The organism is Phycisphaeraceae bacterium, assembly GCA_019636795.1.
Lineage (GTDB): Bacteria > Planctomycetota > Phycisphaerae > Phycisphaerales > UBA1924 > JAHBWW01.
On the sequence record JAHBWW010000001.1, the window covers coordinates 391,672 to 407,531 of the forward strand.

13 protein-coding genes are annotated in these 15,860 nt (G+C 61.0%); 4 read left to right on the forward strand and 9 right to left on the reverse strand.

Annotated elements, in window-relative coordinates:
- Positions 1 to 224: 224 nt before the first annotated feature.
- Positions 225 to 827 (reverse strand): hypothetical protein, encoded by a 603-nt coding sequence (locus KF757_01685; GenBank protein MBX3321680.1) that lies wholly within the window; start codon positions 825 to 827, stop codon positions 225 to 227.
- A gap of 207 nt (positions 828 to 1,034) precedes the next feature.
- Here KF757_01685 and kdsA point away from each other — a divergent pair, with 207 nt between their 5' ends.
- Together kdsA and KF757_01695 are read left to right on the forward strand one after the other, a co-directional pair.
- Positions 1,035 to 1,889, forward strand: coding sequence for a 3-deoxy-8-phosphooctulonate synthase (gene kdsA, locus KF757_01690; GenBank protein ID MBX3321681.1), 855 nt, complete (start codon positions 1,035 to 1,037; stop codon positions 1,887 to 1,889).
- 99 nt (positions 1,890 to 1,988) lie between these two features.
- The gene (locus tag KF757_01695) at positions 1,989 to 2,939 is read left to right on the forward strand and encodes a hypothetical protein (protein ID MBX3321682.1); all 951 of its coding nucleotides are present in this window, start codon (positions 1,989 to 1,991) and stop codon (positions 2,937 to 2,939) included.
- Between the two features lie 14 nt (positions 2,940 to 2,953).
- On the opposite strand, the gene KF757_01700 is transcribed toward KF757_01695, so the two are convergent.
- From KF757_01700 to pheA, 4 genes are all read right to left on the reverse strand, one after another.
- Positions 2,954 to 3,547 (reverse strand): hypothetical protein, encoded by a 594-nt coding sequence (locus tag KF757_01700; protein MBX3321683.1) that lies wholly within the window; start codon positions 3,545 to 3,547, stop codon positions 2,954 to 2,956.
- Positions 3,547 to 5,289, reverse strand: a complete 1,743-nt coding sequence (locus tag KF757_01705) for a CRTAC1 family protein (protein MBX3321684.1) — start codon at positions 5,287 to 5,289, stop codon at positions 3,547 to 3,549. The genes KF757_01700 and KF757_01705 overlap by 1 nt, the downstream gene beginning before the upstream one ends.
- A 115-nt stretch (positions 5,290 to 5,404) precedes the next feature.
- Positions 5,405 to 7,555 (reverse strand): vanadium-dependent haloperoxidase, encoded by a 2,151-nt coding sequence (locus KF757_01710; GenBank protein MBX3321685.1) that lies wholly within the window; start codon positions 7,553 to 7,555, stop codon positions 5,405 to 5,407.
- 210 nt (positions 7,556 to 7,765) lie between these two features.
- Positions 7,766 to 8,974, reverse strand: coding sequence for a prephenate dehydratase (pheA, locus tag KF757_01715; protein MBX3321686.1), 1,209 nt, complete (start codon positions 8,972 to 8,974; stop codon positions 7,766 to 7,768).
- Between the two features lie 132 nt (positions 8,975 to 9,106).
- On the opposite strand from pheA, the gene KF757_01720 reads away from it, so the two are divergent.
- Positions 9,107 to 9,985, forward strand: coding sequence for a hypothetical protein (locus KF757_01720; protein MBX3321687.1), 879 nt, complete (start codon positions 9,107 to 9,109; stop codon positions 9,983 to 9,985).
- Between the two features lie 4 nt (positions 9,986 to 9,989).
- Here the strand turns inward: KF757_01720 and KF757_01725 are convergent, their stop codons facing one another.
- From KF757_01725 to pgsA, 4 genes are all read right to left on the reverse strand, one after another.
- On the reverse strand, positions 9,990 to 10,625 hold the full coding sequence (locus KF757_01725; GenBank protein ID MBX3321688.1) for an ABC transporter ATP-binding protein: 636 nt from the start codon (positions 10,623 to 10,625) through the stop codon (positions 9,990 to 9,992).
- A 135-nt stretch (positions 10,626 to 10,760) separates the two neighbouring features.
- Positions 10,761 to 13,487, reverse strand: a complete 2,727-nt coding sequence (locus KF757_01730; GenBank protein ID MBX3321689.1) for a hypothetical protein — start codon at positions 13,485 to 13,487, stop codon at positions 10,761 to 10,763.
- 53 nt (positions 13,488 to 13,540) lie between these two features.
- A complete protein-coding gene (locus tag KF757_01735; GenBank protein ID MBX3321690.1) occupies positions 13,541 to 14,053 on the reverse strand; it encodes a phosphatidylglycerophosphatase A in 513 nt (170 codons plus the stop codon).
- Positions 14,050 to 14,721, reverse strand: coding sequence for a CDP-diacylglycerol--glycerol-3-phosphate 3-phosphatidyltransferase (gene pgsA / locus KF757_01740; GenBank protein ID MBX3321691.1), 672 nt, complete (start codon positions 14,719 to 14,721; stop codon positions 14,050 to 14,052). The genes KF757_01735 and pgsA overlap by 4 nt, the downstream gene beginning before the upstream one ends.
- 178 nt (positions 14,722 to 14,899) lie before the next feature.
- On the opposite strand from pgsA, the gene KF757_01745 reads away from it, so the two are divergent.
- Positions 14,900 to 15,838, forward strand: a complete 939-nt coding sequence (locus tag KF757_01745) for an NADH-quinone oxidoreductase subunit J (protein ID MBX3321692.1) — start codon at positions 14,900 to 14,902, stop codon at positions 15,836 to 15,838.
- Positions 15,839 to 15,860: the final 22 nt, after the last annotated feature.

Here is a 15,860-nt window from a genome sequence, read left to right on the forward strand (position 1 = left end):
CGGGAGGGATCGAACCCCCCACCAGGCCGAGTCGGCAGTCGAACGAGTCCAGCAATGTCTCGATCGGCTCGACGCCATGATGGACACCCTGCCCTTTGAGCGATTCGATTCGGACGACGAAGGCCCTCGGGCAGCGTGAACTGGAACTGACAAAACATGAAACGGGTCGACCTTCAGAGGCCGACCCGTTGTTTCATTGGTGGACGCTCGAATCCCCTGCCCGATCAGGCGCGGCGCCGACGTGCCAGCCCGGCAAGGCCCAGCCCGAGAACGGCAAGAGCTCCCGGGGCAGGAATGAGGGTGACGTTGTCAAGCCATAAGTCACTGCTGCTGCCAGAGTTCGCGTTTCCGAAGCGGACCCAGACATTGCGACCAATTTCGTCGCTGCCGTCATCAACAGTGTGTGAGACGCCCGCGGTCTGGATCCACATGCCCAGCCCAGTCAGTTCGTATGTCTCGACCGCGAGGCGGATGAAGTTACCCAGGCCGTCGTCGTACCCGATCTCATAGCTGACGACGCCGGTGTCGTTACCGCCACCAGTTGCCCAGCTTGAAAACGTGTAGGTGTTCCCAGCCTGATAAATCAGGTTCGAGACCTGCCCCATGGTTTCCGCGGCTCCACCAGAGTAGAAGGCGAAGTACAGCCCGAGGCTGGCGTTGCCCGGGCGAGCAAACGAAGCGTGGTCGGCCCACCCTCCATTGGGGGTCCAGAAGTCCGGCCTCCCAAACATATTGGTCGTGTTGTTCTCGAAGTCGGCATTCTGGAGTTGGGCAACAGCGCCACCCGCAGCCAACACCATCACACAGGACATCACTAATTTCCGCATATTCGCACCTCCAAATGGTTTAAACCTGACCCCACGTCCGGCACATTGAAACCTACAACCGGATCGCCGATGTGCCAGTCGTTCCGGAGAAAAATGAGCAAACCATGCTCGAACAACCATTATCGGACTACTTTTGCAGCCCGTACAGACATCTCCAGCATCTGGACTGAACACTGTCCGCCAGTGTCTTTGGCATACGCTTGAGCCATGAGCGGTACATGCATGGTGGGCGACATTCGGATCGGGGCAGGCCGGCCTCTGGCGATCATTGCGGGCCCTTGCACGCTCGAATCACTCGAGCTCGGGCTCGAAGTCGGTCGCGCGATCCGCGACGCATGTGCCCAGGCAGGCCTGCCATACATCTTCAAGGCGTCCTTCGACAAGGCCAACCGCACAAGCATCACTTCGAAACGAGGGCCCGGGATCAAGGAGGGCCTTGAGAGCCTCGCCGCAATCCGCGAAAACCTCGGCGTGCCCATCACAACCGATTTGCACGCGCCCGAACAGGCTGATGTCGTGGCATCAGTGGTGGACCTGTTGCAGATCCCTGCCTTCCTCTGCCGCCAGACCGACTTGCTGGCTGCGGCTGGCGAGGCGGCTGCTCGACACGCTCGTGCTGTCAACGTCAAGAAAGGCCAGTTCCTTTCGCCGCGCGAAATGGCCGGACCCGTTCGCAAACTTCACGAAGCCGGGTGCGACAACGTCATGCTCACCGAGCGTGGCACCTTCTTCGGGTATCACCGCCTCATCAACGATTTTCTTGGCGTCGGCGATCTGATGGAACTCGACTGTTCCGCATTCGGGCGTTCAAGCCAGCCTCCGGTGTGCTTTGATGTCACACACTCGACTCAGTTGCCGGGCTCGGGCGAACAAACCGGCGGTAGACCCGAGCGAGCACCCTTGCTGGCCAGAGCCGCTGTCGCTGCGGGAGTGCACGCACTCTTCCTTGAGGCTCATCCCGAACCGAGCCAGGCTGCGAGTGACGGCGCAACACAACTGCCGATCGATGCCGCAATCGCGATCATCCGCCAGGCCGCTCAGATACGCTCGGCCCTTGCGTAACACAAGCGGTTCCTCACCCTGTCACGAGTGGATCGAGACGCAACCGCACGCGTTGAAATCGGGTACATTCGGTTGTGCACCATCGCACAGAGGCGGGTCATGCTGAAGAAGCACTCACGTTTGCCAGACTCCGCCAGCCACGCATGCCCGCGCTGCAACTACGACCAGAGTGGCCTGATCGCCACATGGGCTGACACGTGCCCGCTTCAAGGCCTGTGCAGCGAATGCGGCTACACCTTTGCATGGTCCGACGTGATGAATCCGAAACGCCGCATCCTGAGGGGGTTTTTCGAACATGCTTCGGGCAAGTGGGGCTCCTGGGTTGCTGCCTTTCGAACTCTGCTCTGGACGCTGTGGCCCGGATGGTTCTGGTCGAAGGTCAAGATGCACCACGAGCCCCGGTTGAAAATGCTCTGGTGGCTCCCAGTCTGGTTCATTACGCTCTGGGCACTGGTGTGTGCGGTGCGTCTGGCCACGGCTCTGGTCTGGGCATCACAAGGCATGCTCAGCGGAGTCGCGCTCAAGGCGGAGATCATCAACGCATTCATCCATCCGGTCGCCGACTGCTACGGGCAGCGACTCGCGGGTCAATCACGCCTGAGTCTGGATTTCTGGGTCACCGACTGGAGCCCGGGATTGCTGGGTCTCATGAGCCAGTCACTCCTCTTTCCTGTGCTCTTGCTGGTGCTGCCCGAGACCCGACGACGCGCCAAGGTTCGTCCCATTCATATCGTCCGCGCGACGGTCTATGGGCATGCGTGGATCGTGTGCATCCCGATCATCCATCTGGCCATGGCGACCGAGGCTCTCGTTGGTGCTGCGACGGTCTCGTGGCCGTACCGGATCTACGAGTTCATCGCGGACTACTACCCCTTCATCATTCTGCTGGTCGCAGTTTGGATCGGCATCTGGTGGTGGATGGTGCTCAGGCGATGTTTCAATGTGGCCCAACCCGTGTTTCACTGGTTCGTGCTGATGGTGCCCGCAGTGCTGCTGGTCATGATCTCCATGTTGTTCGACAGTACTTTCATCTGGCAATACATCAAGTGATACAGGCCGGCCGATCATGGAGTCCCTTGCTGCACCATCGGCGTACTGATGTCACGCCCCATCGCCGCCTGAATGCGGGCCGAAAGCCGCTCGGCGAGCTTGTCATCGCGTTTGACAGGCTGAGCGAAACGTCCCGGCGAGCCTTGCGATTGCGCGATCGGATCGCGCGAGAATGAACTCCGGCTGATCGTCTCCGTTTCAATCTTCCACCCCGAAGTACGAATCCGGTAAATCACGACATCCACCCGAGCTGCAATGGGCTCAGTTGTAAGGCGAAGATCCGCATCCGGATTATCGCTGGCGAACGTGATCGTCACCGATCGATGCTGCTGATTGAGCAGGTCCGACGTTTCCTGCCCCAGCGTTGATTGCTCGCCGTCCCAGGGTGTCGCGAAACCGGCAGTGGGCTTGAGAAGCGTTGTGATGATTCCGGCCTCGGCATCGACGCGATCAATCTCGAACCCCGCATCACGCAGAACACTTCGCGAAGCGCCAATCGCGCTCTCGTACGCATCAGCGTCAAGAACAAAGACCACACCCGCCCGCGGCCCCGCGCACCCCTGCATCAGCAAGACAACCACTCCCAGCATCGCAAGGGCAAATTTCATCACGGGTTCTCCTCCGCATTGGTTCCATGGTGTTCGATCGCGCGGATGTGATGCCGCCCCATCGTCACGTCGCTCAGCACCGTCCGGAGCGGCGGCAGCGTGTTCCATTCGATGACCACCCGCTCGGCACGAGTCGCGCGACCAATCCCAAAATGCAACTCGAAGGCGTGCTGTTTGCCGGCATGTCCGCCTATGCCGATGAGTTGACGCACCTGCCTCACAACAGTCCCCGATCCATCAGGATCCGCCTCGACACTCACCATCGCGCCGAGCGCATCACCAGCAATCGCCAGATCCGAATGACCCTCCAGCGTCAGCATCAGCGAGTTTCCGCTGTTGCGCTCGATGGCCTGATTCAAGTAGACCTTCAGCCTCGGCTCACGCCCCGCCTTCTTGGCCTCCGGATACCGATTGAACGACTGCCCAACCACGATATCGAGGTCTCCGTCCAGATCGAGATCACCGATCGCGATCTGCTGGCTGCCGTCGTGATCGATCCCCGACCAATCCGTCACATCCACGAACGAGCCGTCATGTTGCTGCCTGAAGGCACGCAGCCTCTGATTGTCAGGATAATCGCCCGACGAAATCAGCAGGTCCAGCCGCCCGTCGTGATCAAAGTCCGCGAGTTCGCAGAACAAGTCGCCCTGATTCCAGTTGAGCACGCCGATATCTTTCGGCACGCGATCGGCATTCAAGTTACGGTCCGTCCAAAAAGTCGGCCCTTCGCGCCCGGGGGATGTCAGCACAAACCGCGAACGATCCGAACTCTCGCCCGCCCAGCCGTGTGTGATCTCGGCAAGAAAAAAGTCGAACGATCCATCCGCATTGACGTCCCCGATCGCTGCGTCGAATGTGTTGCCGTGCGACCGAAAGAATTTTTCATCCGGGCGATCGAACCTCGCATCGGTTTTCGCGCGTTCCTTGAGCCACAGCGGGTATCGGCCATGCGTGATCGCATCGCCCGCAAGTTCGGTTGCCGCCGCCGCATCAACGAATCGCTCGTCGATGACGGTCCAGAGTCGATTGGCTCGCCTCCCATAGTTGAGTTCCAGCAGAGCAGGCTGAGGCCGATCGTGCGCAAGCGAGCGCAGCATCATCACACCATATGTTGGCCGCCCGGCCGCATCATCCTCTTCGTTGAACCGGGCCTCATCCTCTGGGAGCGCGACCCGCTCGAAGGTGATGTCCTCTCCGCGTCGTGGACGCTGGATCAACAGATCATTGGCAAACGCCTCGACGTTTTCGCCGTAAGCCGAATACCAGTTGCCCAAGTACACATCGAGCAAGCCATCGGCATTGAAGTCGCCAACCGCCACCGCGCTCGTTGTGCGTAACTCTGCCTCAATCGTTCTGGGCGGCTCGAACGAACCATCGCCGCGACCCTTCGACCACGACATCGGCAACATCAGGTCCGTCGTTCGCGTGACATGCCGAGTCACGAGCGCGTCTGCCAGTCCATCTCCGTCCAGATCCGCAAAAACGACACAATCGCCGGGGCCGATTTCCGGCAACCCCGTCTCTGCAACGCGCACGAATGTCGGCGTGCCGTCTTCATCTGCAAGGTTCAGAAAAATCGTTCTCCCGCCGACAATCAGGTCGGGCCTCCGATCGCCGTTCACGTCGGCCAGCACCACGCGCGTCGCGGCGATCGCGCCAAGCCCGAGTCGTTCGGTGGCATCGACAAACTGGATCTGCGCTGAGGCGAGCATCGCGCCAGCAGCAACGAGCAGGATCGACATGCCCCAAGCGTACACGGACCCACGACGATTCGCTCGCAGCGGGCAAGCATAAAAAAGGGAACGGTCCTTTCGAACCGTTCCCGAGTCAAGCAAAGCGGAAAAATCCCATTGATTCTTACGGACAGCCCTTGCTGTAGGCCGTCAGGAATGCCTGCACGTCGGCGATATCATGCACGCCAAATGGTGCAGCGATGTCGGCTTCAGCGCTTTGCTGGCTGAACGCCCTGAGGAACGACTGAAGATCGAAGAAATCGAGCCTGCGGTATGGAGCCGCGAAGTCGGCCGGGCATGACACGCGACCATTGAACAGCATGTTCGCATAGTTAAAGGCGCGAGGCCCGATGCGGCTTCCCATCCACCGGCCCGGCAAGTCATCGATCGCCGGGTGAATGCCGCCCCAGATTCGCGACAGCGAGCACTGGTCCGACGCATCGCGATACTTGGCCCATTGCAGCGTCACATCAACGCTGGGACCGAACTCGTGAATCAGCGAACCGTTGGCCTCATAGTGGAACTCGCCCATCCCGCCAGGGAAGAACTCATTGCCCGTGATCAACGTCATCGTTTCAGCACTCGCACGGCTGAACGTGCTGTGGCCCGAAACGTAACCCGCGAACGGCGGCGTCACGAATGTCGCACGCTGATACGACCACCAGTTCCCGGCCAGAATCCAGCCCACGCCTGCTGCGTCGGTCGTCGGATCGGACAGGTAAGGAGGTCCACGCCATGCAAGGATTGCAATCTTGCCCTCTTCGCCGAAGAGGTGTTCGTGCTTCTCTCCAAACGCGGTCGTTTCGGACGTGATGACCTCAACAAAGCCGGGGTGCAGCGTGATGCCATCCGGGTGGAATGAAGCCTGATTCGGATCGGAGCACTGGCCGCGATCCGCCAAGGCCCGAATCGCAGAGATCGGCCTGATGTAGTCGTAGTACCCCTTAAGCCCCCATGCCGACACCGCGACGTCATGCACCGTCCCACCCAGCGCCATGTATGACTTCACGTCATATTCCAGCGCATCCATGATCGGCCCGGTGCCACCAAACCGACGCTCGTGCTGCGGATGGTCCACCACATAGTTGAAGATGTCGTACCAGTGCCCCGGAGGAGTATGCGACTGTGGACCGTCGGCCCAGAACTCCGCCAGCACACGCGTGTAGTCGCCACGAGGGACAATCTGAGGCTCGTAAGGCAGCCCCGTCGCCGGGTTCAGGGCATGGCCGTTAACGCTTCCTTCTTCACCGGTGTACATGTCGTACCACGACGGATACAGCGTGAAATCCAGAAGGTCTGCGGGATAGATCGCGTCGCCGATTCTGCCCGGAGACACATCCCACATCACGCCGTCGTTCGGATCGAGATGGCTGCTCCATGTCGACACCATCTCAAAACCCCAACGGTACACGTGGTCATTGGCGCCACCGTACTGAGGTGGTGTGCCAGGATCATGGAACAATGGCCAATCGTGCCCATCGCGCTGCGCCAGGACCATGTCCGACTCGTGCAGCGCAAACGCATCAACATTGCCCCACTCGGGGCTCAGGAACGGCGGGAAGCCGCCGATGATCACGTTCCCGCCCTGGTCCACGAAGAAATCGAGTGCCAGAGGCTGCCACCGATTCATGTCCACGAGATCCGGGTTGCCCTCGAGCGCCACCACCAGCGGCGGATTGATCGGGGCATAGTACTGATTGGCGTACCCCGCACCTTCGTTCGACCCGTCCGTCAATCCCCATGCGATGATCGTCGCTGCCACGCGGTTGCCCAGCGCAGCTGGCGTATCACCTTCGGTCGAAGTGAAATCGATGTCGTACCCGAGAGTGTTCATCAGGTTGTCGAAATACGCCCGGGACGCATTGCCCCCCGGCGACGTCGCAAAACGATGCCGCAGCAGGCGATACATCGCGTAACTGATCGCTTCACTCCGGGCAGCCCCAACATCGGCCGCGGTGGCGCGTTCGTGATGCTTGAACTGATCGGCGATTGTGTCGTACGCAGCCCACACGTCATACATCGCCACCGACGTATGGAACAGGTTGCGCGCGTGAATCGTCGGGCGGGCAAAGTCACGCTCGATCGCATACAGCAACGCCTCGTTCCACATGCGGGCGGTGCTGTGATTCGAGCTGCGCTCCACCCGATTGCCCAGCGCGTCCCGGTAGACCCATTCACCCTGCCCACAGGCAACTGGTGCTCCGCACGCAAGTGCGACGAGGGCCGCACTCGCCCCCGGGCCCCACTTCCCAAAACGACGACTCCACGTAGACATATTTGTACCCCATTCTTCCTGTGTGTGTCTTCACCAAAGGATCGAGTGATCCTCGCTTCCAGAACCGGAGTCTACTCGGAGGTTCCCCAAACACAAAGAGTTTTTTTCAAATTGTGCGACACCTCGTCGCACGCTCGCGCAAGTTCATGACGGTTCACAAAGTGTTCGTATAAAACCCGCCAGCCCCCCGCCCGGGATGGAACCCGCCAATCAGAGAATCCGCTTGGAACGGGGGAAACTGCCAAGCACGATCAGTTCGCGGCAGTGCTGGCTCGCCTCCGCCAGGGCCTCGGCCACCACCGGGTCGTCCTGATGCCCCTGCGCATCCACAAAGAACGTGTACTGCCAGTTGTCACGACCGCTCGGACGCTTGTCAATATGGGTCAGGTTGATCTTTGCACGGTCAAACACGCTCAGTACCGACACCAGCGCCCCAGGCTTGTCGATGGTGTTGAACATGACGCTCGTTTTGTCATCGCCCGAACGTTTGGCCCGCTGCTGGCTCAGGATATAGAACCGCGTAATGTTGTTCGGATTGTCCTCGATCTCTTCAAAAAGCACGTTGAGCCCATACAACTGCCCCGCCAGAGTCGAGCCCACCGCCGCCGAACCCGGGGGGGCCCCCATGATCGCATCACTTCGATTCTCGTCCACCGCCGTTTGCGCCGCACGGCTCGAACTCGGAGCCGCGATCAGTTCAGCAGCCGGAAACTGCGTCGCCAGCCACATCCGGCACTGTTCCAGCACTTCCGGCTTGGAGTGAATCCTGCGAATCTGGCTCGGCTCACAGTTGGCCAGCAACGCATGGTGAATCGCGATCTGCACTTCCGCGTACACATAAACATGCCCCGCATGCTCCTGCAGAGCGGTCATCGTTTCCGTAATGCCTCCGCCGGTCGAGTTCTCAATCGGCACCAGCCCATAGTTCACATGCCCACGCCGCACCTCCGTCACCACACCCGCGATCGTGTGCAGATCTTCGGGCGAGACCGTTGAGCCAAACTGCTTGATCGCAGCAATGTGCGAGTACGACCCCGGAGGCCCAAGGTACCCGATGCGCAGCGGATGCTCCAGCGCAAACGACCCGCTCATGAGTTCACGAAACACCCCCTCAATCGTCCGATCCGAAAGCGGGCCCGCATTGGCATCGAGAGCACGCTGAAGTACCTCCGCTTCGCGGTGGGGGGCGTAGATCGGCGTCCCCGAACGCTGCTTGGCTTTGCCGACTTCCACAACCAGACCAGCACGCTCATTGAGCAGCGCAACCAGTTTCGCATCAAGTTGGTCGATACGCTGACGAAGGTCGTTGAGCGCTCGGGTCTGGTCGGGGGTTTCCGAAGCCGACAAACTCCCCCCGGGCACCTCGACCTTGTCCAGGTGGTTCGGCGACTTTGATCGGGGTGTCGGTTTACGGGCCATGCTCTGGTTCCTTGGTGTCCGTCGTCGAACACACCTGTTCCGGGATTCGTCTGCTATCGTTAGAGGCTCATCGTTGCCCTGGGCCACATTTCATCGAGCAATCCGACCCCCACGCTTCCGAAAGATTATCGTATGAACCCCGATCCCTCAGGATTTCTCCAGCAGATCTCCTCGTTCGACCCCGCAACGAGTCAGGTGCCCGTCCTCGGCCTGATCGTTCTCGGGCTGGCGTGCGGGGTCATTCTGTGGCTGTTCGGGCACAAAGTTCTTGGCCCGGTCGTCTTCATCCTTGGCGGGGCGATTGGTGCCGCTGCTGGCATCATCGCGCCTCAACATCTCGAAATCACCACCATCGCCGGCTATCCAGCGTCGCTGATCGGGCTCGTGCTCGGCGCGATTCTCGGCGCACTCTTGGCCGGAGCGCTCTATCGCACCGCAATCACCCTCGGGTCCGGGTTGGTCTTTGCTGTGGCCGGATTGATTACAGGTTTGGCAACACTCGGGCCGGCCGGCGAACCATCTGCCGCAGAGCTTCCGCCAGCAGTACCAGTCGTTGACACGACCATCGTGCAAAACACGACTTCGGACCAGGCGGTTCCGCCCACCGAGTCAAGCCTCATTACCGCAACCGAGCGAGCCACCACCTTTGTGAGCGCGAGCATGGGTGATGTCAGGCAGCGATGGGACGCGCTCGACGAAGGCGGGCGACTTCGCGTCGCAGCGATGACCTTCGGCGGGCTCACACTCGGCCTGCTCATCGGGCTTATCGCGCATCAGCGCGCCAGCGCCGTCGTGACAGCGTCGCTCGGGTCCGGCGTCTCGCTCTACAGCCTCGCATGGTTGGGCACACAATCGCCAATGCCATGGACCGACGTTGTCGCGGGTTTCGGGCCACGAGAGTGGGTCATCGCGTGGGGTGCAGCCGCCATCATCGGCATCATCTTCCAAGGCCTATTCATCAAGCCTCGCGCCGCGCCGCGCCCCGCTCCTTCACCCAAGCCCGAAGAGTGATGCTTCAGCCCTTGCTGACGAGGCGGTCATACTCGACAAGCCCGTCACGCAGACGAATGACGCGCTTGCACCGTTCCGCCACATCGTCGTCGTGCGTGACCATGAGAATGGTCATGCCTTCGTCGTGCAGGCGTTCGAAGAGTTGCAGAATCGCTTCGCCGGTCTTCGAGTCGAGGTTTCCTGTGGGTTCGTCGGCCATCAGCACAACCGGGCGAGTCACAAGTGCCCGCGCGATGGCCACGCGCTGCTGCTGTCCGCCCGAAAGTTCGCGCGGCTTGTGCCCGAGCCGATCGCCCAGACCGACCGCGTCGAGCGATTCAATCGCTCTCGCAAGCCTCTCGCGCTTGGGAACATCCTGATAAAACAACGGCACCGAAACATTCTCTTCGACCGTCAACTGTGGAATCAGGTTGAACGCCTGAAACACGAATCCAATTTTCACGCCACGAAAACGCGAAAGATCCTCGTCGGACAGTTCCGACGCGGGCACGCCATCGAGCAGATACGTGCCCTCCGATGGGCGGTCAAGACACCCGAGAATGTTCATCAGCGTTGACTTGCCCGAGCCCGATGAGCCCATGATCGCGACGTATTCGCCCGAACCGATCACGATGTCCAGGCCTCGCAGCGCCTCGACCATGATCGTGCCGTCAGGCTTGTAGTATGTCTTGCGAACATTGCGCAACTCCGCAACGGGATGCTCGCCACCCTTCGTCGGCTTGACCGGTGTTGTCGCAATCGCACTCATAGGACCACTCTAGGGAGCATCGAAACGCTACGCAGTCGCCGGATGCACGCTCGCATCGGCCAGCAGATGCCCTTTGAGCGTTTCGATGTCCAGTTGATGAGACATGCTTTGGCCGGTTCGCGTATCGAGCCAGTTGAGCACCTCGGCCAGCAGCACACGCCCCGGATCATCGTGCAGGTCGCACGAGCAGATCGCCAGCACTCCTTGCCCCACGCGCGTCGCGCTGAGCATGTCGATCTCGCGGATCTTGTCGGCCATGTCGTGCGTGTAGAGAAGCCTGATGAAAGGCTCGAAGGCGTCCACAAGCCCCAGGTCGCTCACACACACGCCGCGAGTCCAAAGACGCATCAGATCGTACTCGAGCAGATCCTCGATCCACTCGCGGCCGAAACGCGCCAGCGGCCCAACCGGGCGGATCCAGGGCACCTGCCCAAACCCCGTGACCGTCGTCGTCGGAAGGCTCCCTCGTGCCTTGGAAGGAAGATGCAGTACGCGCGCCCCCGCCTCGAGCGCTTCAAGAATCTCCGGCGTCAATCGATGCGTCACGATCAGCGCTTCGGCTGCAACCTCAGTTGATGCCAAGTCAAACCCCGGCGCATGTGGCAGTAGCGCCTGCGGGTCCGGCTGGCGCGGCGACCAAGTGGCGACGGGCAGCCCCCACCCCGAAGAGTACTTGCGCTCTTCAAACCCGAACGCGATTTCTTCATCCTCGAACGGCACACCGCGCAGAATCGAAACGTGTGGCAACGCCGCCACACGAGGAAGTGCCCAGAGCGTCCAGGTGTTGCGCACACCACCGATCGACGCCTGGATCGGCACCGGCGTCGGACGATCAACAACAGGCAGTTCGATCGACAGTGCGAAAAACGGGCTTTGGCCAGGTGCCGCACAAACCCGGAGCGACTGCTCGGCCTCTTGTGTTGTGAGCGTGCGCACCACAATGTCGCCTTCGATCGTCGCAGTCGAGAAGTTCGACAGGCCGATCTCGGCATGCACGCTTGAACCTCCCGCAAACCCAGAGCGATACTCGGGCGCCAAAATCAGCAGCACCGCATCGCCCATGAACGCGCGCACATCGTCGAAGTCGAATCGCCACCTGCCAAAGTCGTCGAGAAACCCGCAAGGACAGATCGCCACATCGCGGATGCTGTTGGCCACCATCCCGGAGTGCTGCGGGTTCATGCGGAAGAGTTCGGTCTGGAATTTGCGCAAGGCCAGGTTGCTGCGATCGCTCACCGCGACCAGGCCTCGCGCTGCGCCTTCGCCATCGAGCGCGTTGACGCGCTGCTCGAGGGCGCGGGCCTTGTCGAGCGCCGGGGGCATCCACCACGGCGAGTCGCCGATCGCGTCATATCGCGCAACATCGGGCCATCCCACCCCAAGCACACTCTCGCCCATGACGATCGGCTTGGCGGGGCGCGCCTCGAGCGCGGCATCGAGGTCGCGCAGATAAAACGCCCAGCGCCCCGACCCTTCGTACGTGTGCTCGTCATACAGATCCGTCTTCTCCAGGTCGGTCCACGCGAGGAACGCGGTCTGAATCTGAATGAGTCGATCCGACAATTGTCGCTGTGCTTCAGCCCACCACCATGTCGCAAGTTTCGGATTGAACGCTTCGTGCTCGCACGCGCCGCTGACGATCGCCACCGAAGGATGGTTGCGGTCCATTCTGAAGAACTCTTCAAACTGTTCCTTGTACTCCTCGATGCGCTCATCGCTCATGTCGCTTTTCCAGACGGGGTGTTCCTGCCAGATCAGGATGCCCATCTCGTCAGCAAGGTCATAAAACGCCCGCGGCGGATACCACATGCAGATGCAGATGCAGTTGAATCCCATGCTGCGCAGAGCGCCAAAACGCTCGCGAAGTTCGGCTTCGGTCGGGGCTGGCGAGATCCGGTGCGGCTCATGCCCCCAGTCGAGAATTCCGCTGATGAAGATCGGCGAGTCGTTGAGCAGAATCTGCTTGCCATCATCCGAGACATGCACACGCCGAAATCCGAAGCGCTCGCGGATCGTGTGTGAGGGAGCGCTGTCCATCAACGAGACGACGGCTGCATACAGCGTCGGCGTGTCGGGCGACCACTTCTGTGGATTCTCGACCTTTATCACGACTGACGCTGTGTTTGTGCCCGCAGTGATGGGCGCATCACCATTGCCGATGGGGTTGCCGTGCGGGTCGAGCAGCGTCACGCTGAGCGTCCCACCCGTGTGGTCAGTGGTCGCAAGTTCGCAGTGAATGCTCACCATATCGCCATCGGTCGAGATCCACGCGCCGTTGGGTCTCACGCACATCGAACGGGTGCGCACGAGCGAGACATCCTGCCAGAGACCCGCGTGCTGAGCACTGAGCACATCGTGAAACCCCTTGGTGATGTGGCCCGACTGCTGAGGGTGCCCGTTGACTTCGCGCACAGGCCCCGGGCGGAGGCGATCCACCGTCACCTCGATCTCCAGCCTCGATGCCGCCTGACTTGTGATCTCGAACTGAAACGGAATCCAGTCCCCGACGTGCGAACCGACGTCCTGGCCATTGACGCGCACGCTGACAGAAGTAGCGACAGCCTCGAACCGCAGCCAAAGCCGCTCACCTGGTTGCAGCGGCTCGGTGTCAACACTCTTCCGATAGGTCACGACGTCCACGCCCGGGGTATCCGGATAGACCCATTGCCACGCATCAGGAACAGGCGCACTGCGCGCAGGCAGGTCGGCGTCAGGCTTGAGTTCCCAGAGTCCAGCGAGCGAAGTTGTTGTCATGCCCGGATTATGGCCTCAATCTCGTGCCCGGCATCACGCACACGTCAAGGCAATCACCCCGAAACAACGATCAATCCCGCGAGCCACACCACAACCATCGCATACGCGCCAGCCGCGATGTCATCAAGCAGCACGCCCCAGCCTGAAGGAAGCCTCTGAAGTGAGTTGGCTGGTTCAACTTTGGCGATGTCAAAGAGTCGAAACGCGAAGAACGACACGCCGAGCAAAAACAGCACCGCTTGCGGGCTCTGCGCGTGGGCCGAGATAAGCATCAGAGGCAGGCACTGGCCAGCGGTTTCGTCCGCCACAACTTCCGACGGATCACTCCCCCATCGCGCTTCAGCCTCGTCCCCACGAATGATGCACGCCGCACTGAACACCACCAAAATGAGGGAAAGCAACCCAAAATACACAATCGGCATCGCACCCGGGCCCGCCCCGAGCGCGATGAGCGCGCCAGCCACCACAACCGGGGGAAGAGATCCCCACGTCCCGCTCGCGGGTCGCATGTGACCCAGCCCGAAAGTAGTGATAAGGCGCCACGACAAACCTGGATACTTGTTCATGGGACTTTGTTTCCCAATTTGCCAGACGATCGGATCGCGCGGCTTACATATGGAATGCCTGACCACACAGTCACCGCAAGAGTAATCCAGACCAAGCCAAGAATGAAGGTTCGCGCTGTCGAGCCGGGGAGAGCGGGGAAGAACGCGAGGATGAGGAAGATCGCCGGGATCGCGGCACACTGGAGGATCATTTTCCATTTTCCCGCCCTGTTTGCGGAAAAATCGACACCCGCCGCCTCATATACCCCCCTGATCGTGGTGACGAGAAGTTCACGGGCGAGAATGACAATGGCGATCCACGGCGTAACACCGGAAATGGTGACGCCTTGGGCGGTGTGAAAATCATGTCCGGCAAGGCAGATGAACGAGCCGAGGATGAGGATCTTGTCGGCAAATGGGTCCATGACTCGGCCCAGAGGCGAGACGACATGCCATCGGCGTGCGAAGTAGCCATCAAGCGCATCGGTGAGGGCGGCTATAGAGAAGATACCGGTGGCCAGAAACAGCCATCGGGCGTCGTGCGTGAGTCCCGCCAATGCGTCGGGGGGGCCGATGGCGAGGGTGATGATCGCAAAGAGGGCGGCTGCGAGCGCGACGCGCACAAGGGTGAGCGCGTTGGGGAGGTGGGTCTTCCACGCGGGCAGGCGGGTTGTCGCAGGGTCGGGCATTGCGTGCGGATGCTAGCAAAGTGGCACAGGGCAGGGCGCGTTGGGCTAGGCGCGGTTGAAGGATGGCGCGAGTGGCTCTATCCTCTCGCCCCACTGTGCAGAAGTGTTCTGCCCGGTGTTCGGCGAGAGGATCCGATACACTCCCGCCTGACACGACTTTCGAGGACCGGATCCGACTGTGAACGAGTTTTTGCTCCCGATTCTGCTGTATGGGGCGTGTGCCGCCGGGGCTGTGGGGGTGGCGCTCGCGTTGCCGCGTCGTCAGCCGGGGCTTTCGCTGATCGGTGCGCTGGTCGCGCTGGGTGGCGGCGGGCTCGGGCTGTTGATGTTGTTCCTGGCAGCCGGGGACGTGGTTCGACTGCCGAATCTTTTTTTCTATGTCTTCGCGCTGCTGAGTGTGGGCAGTGCGGTGCGGATGATCACGCATCCGAGGCCGGTCTATTCGGCGTTGTATTTCATTCTGACCGTGATCGCCTCGGCAGGGCTCTTTGTCCTTCTGTCGGCCGAGTTCATGGCTTTTGCACTCATCATCATCTACGCGGGTGCGATTCTGATCACATACCTGTTCGTCATCATGCTGGCGACACAGGCCCCGACCGAGGGTGACACGGATCGTCTCGAGGGGTACGACGCAGTGGCGCGCGAACCGATCTGGGCGGCTGCGGTCGGGTTCGTCCTTCTGGCGGCGCTCACGACGATGCTGTTCCGAGGCGTGGATCAACTTCCCGCGCCTCGACTTGCGGGTGCGGATCGTGCCCTGATCGCGGACATGCCGCGAAAGCTCGAGCGCAACCTGCGCGAAGCCGGCGTGATCGAGAAGGGGCAGACGCTGGTGGTCGAAGGCGGGCGCGCCCAGTTTGATCCGGCGAGCGGGCAGGTGATGACATCGGCAGGGCCCAGGCAGGTGCCCGAAGACCTGCGGGCGTCGAACATCGAACAACTCGGGTTCAATCTTCTGGCCGACCATCCGATGACGCTTGAGATCGCGGGCGTGATCCTGCTGATGGCAATGCTGGGCGCGACCGTGCTGGCGCGCAAGCAGGTGGATCTGGAAGAGGAAGCCAAGGCCCGGCAGGCCCGCAGACTGGCGCTGGGAGAGGGGCGTGATGATGCTTGAGCTCTTCGCGCAAGCCGGATAT

Excerpts from the sequence above, each read along its gene's own strand:
- pgsA (MBX3321691.1), bottom strand. The coding sequence starts at position 14,721 with ATGCCCGACCCTGCGACAACCCGCCTGCCCGCGTGGAAGACCCACCTC.
- KF757_01730 (MBX3321689.1), bottom strand. The coding sequence starts at position 13,487 with ATGACAACAACTTCGCTCGCTGGACTCTGGGAACTCAAGCCTGACGCC.
- KF757_01695 (MBX3321682.1), top strand. The coding sequence starts at position 1,989 with ATGCTGAAGAAGCACTCACGTTTGCCAGACTCCGCCAGCCACGCATGC.
- kdsA (MBX3321681.1), top strand. The coding sequence starts at position 1,035 with ATGAGCGGTACATGCATGGTGGGCGACATTCGGATCGGGGCAGGCCGG.
- KF757_01705 (MBX3321684.1), bottom strand. The coding sequence starts at position 5,289 with ATGTCGATCCTGCTCGTTGCTGCTGGCGCGATGCTCGCCTCAGCGCAG.
- KF757_01725 (MBX3321688.1), bottom strand. The coding sequence starts at position 10,625 with ATGGTCGAGGCGCTGCGAGGCCTGGACATCGTGATCGGTTCGGGCGAA.
- pheA (MBX3321686.1), bottom strand. The coding sequence starts at position 8,974 with ATGGCCCGTAAACCGACACCCCGATCAAAGTCGCCGAACCACCTGGAC.
- KF757_01720 (MBX3321687.1), top strand. The coding sequence starts at position 9,107 with ATGAACCCCGATCCCTCAGGATTTCTCCAGCAGATCTCCTCGTTCGAC.
- KF757_01700 (MBX3321683.1), bottom strand. The coding sequence starts at position 3,547 with ATGAAATTTGCCCTTGCGATGCTGGGAGTGGTTGTCTTGCTGATGCAG.
- KF757_01735 (MBX3321690.1), bottom strand. The coding sequence starts at position 14,053 with ATGAACAAGTATCCAGGTTTGTCGTGGCGCCTTATCACTACTTTCGGG.
- KF757_01710 (MBX3321685.1), bottom strand. The coding sequence starts at position 7,555 with ATGTCTACGTGGAGTCGTCGTTTTGGGAAGTGGGGCCCGGGGGCGAGT.
- KF757_01685 (MBX3321680.1), bottom strand. The coding sequence starts at position 827 with ATGCGGAAATTAGTGATGTCCTGTGTGATGGTGTTGGCTGCGGGTGGC.